The organism is Cellulomonas sp. PS-H5, from assembly GCF_019265565.1.
Taxonomy (GTDB): domain Bacteria; phylum Actinomycetota; class Actinomycetes; order Actinomycetales; family Cellulomonadaceae; genus Cellulomonas.
This window is the reverse complement of record NZ_JAHVCI010000132.1, coordinates 1-940: the sequence shown is the minus strand read 5'-3', so window position 1 is coordinate 940 and position 940 is coordinate 1. Positions and strand designations below refer to the sequence as shown.

Here is a 940-nt window from a genome sequence, read left to right as displayed (position 1 = left end):
CACGGCCGGGCGCCGGCTGACGACCGCGGCGGCCGCCGCCCGCTGGCGCGCGGAGCCGGCCGCCGGCGACGGCGTCACCGTTGTCGCGCTCGGGGTCCGCCCGGGCCGCGCGCGCGAGGACGCCGCGGCCGAGCTGCTGGCCGCGCTGGCGCCCGACCAGGCGTGGGGCGTCGTGGACGCCCGCAGCAAGACCCGGGACTGCGCGCGGTGGATCGCGGGCGTCGGCGCCCGTAGGCCGCTGGACGCGCTCGCCGTCGGCGGGCTGTTCGAGACCAGCGAGCCCGGCACCGTCCTGGGCCTCGGCGTCCCGGTCGCGTGGATCGACGGCGTCCCGGCCTCGCGGGTCGCCTGGGCCGCGGCCCTGGGCGAGCACCTCCCCGAGGGCACCGTCTGGGGCTGACCCCGTCGGTCCCGGCCCGCGCGGGCTCGGCCCGTCCGAGAGTGGAAGGTTCTGCCGGACACGCCGACGGCGTGTCCGGCAGAACCTTCCACTGCCGGGACGGTCGGGTGGATCCACCCGGGCGGAGGGGCCGCTCGGGTGGGCGGTGCACCGGTCGCTTGCGTGCGGAAGGTAGGGTCGGCGCCATGCTGGTGCTGAGCAGACGGGTCGGCGAGCGCCTCGTGATCGGGGACGACATCGTCGTGACCGTGATCGAGGTGCGCAGCGACGGCGTCCGCCTCGGCATCGACGCCCCGCGCTCCGTCGCCGTGCACCGCGCCGAGGTGCTGGAGGCCGTCACGGCGGCCAACCTCGCCGCCTCCGACGCGGCGACCGACGCCGGCGACGACGCCGTCGAGTCCCTGCGCGGCCTCGTCGCGGGCCAGCCCGCCCCGGCCGCGGCGCCGGAGCCCTCGGACGAGGACCGCCCCGGCCGCTGACGCGCCCGACCGCCCGTCCGCCCGGCGCCCCGAGAGGTCGACCGGTCGCGAGTGAGTGGAG

General features: G+C 79.3%; 2 protein-coding genes. Both read left to right on the top strand.

Annotated features, from left to right (window positions below; genetic code table 11):
• On the top strand, positions 1-400 hold a 400-nt coding region (locus J5O08_RS20580), incomplete at its 5' end, for a hypothetical protein (protein WP_218708772.1).
• 185 nt (positions 401-585) lie between these two features.
• Positions 586-879: a carbon storage regulator CsrA gene (gene csrA, locus J5O08_RS20575; RefSeq protein WP_218708771.1), complete on the top strand. Its 294-nt coding sequence runs from the start codon at positions 586-588 to the stop codon at positions 877-879.
• The last annotated feature ends 61 nt before the right edge of the window (positions 880-940 follow it).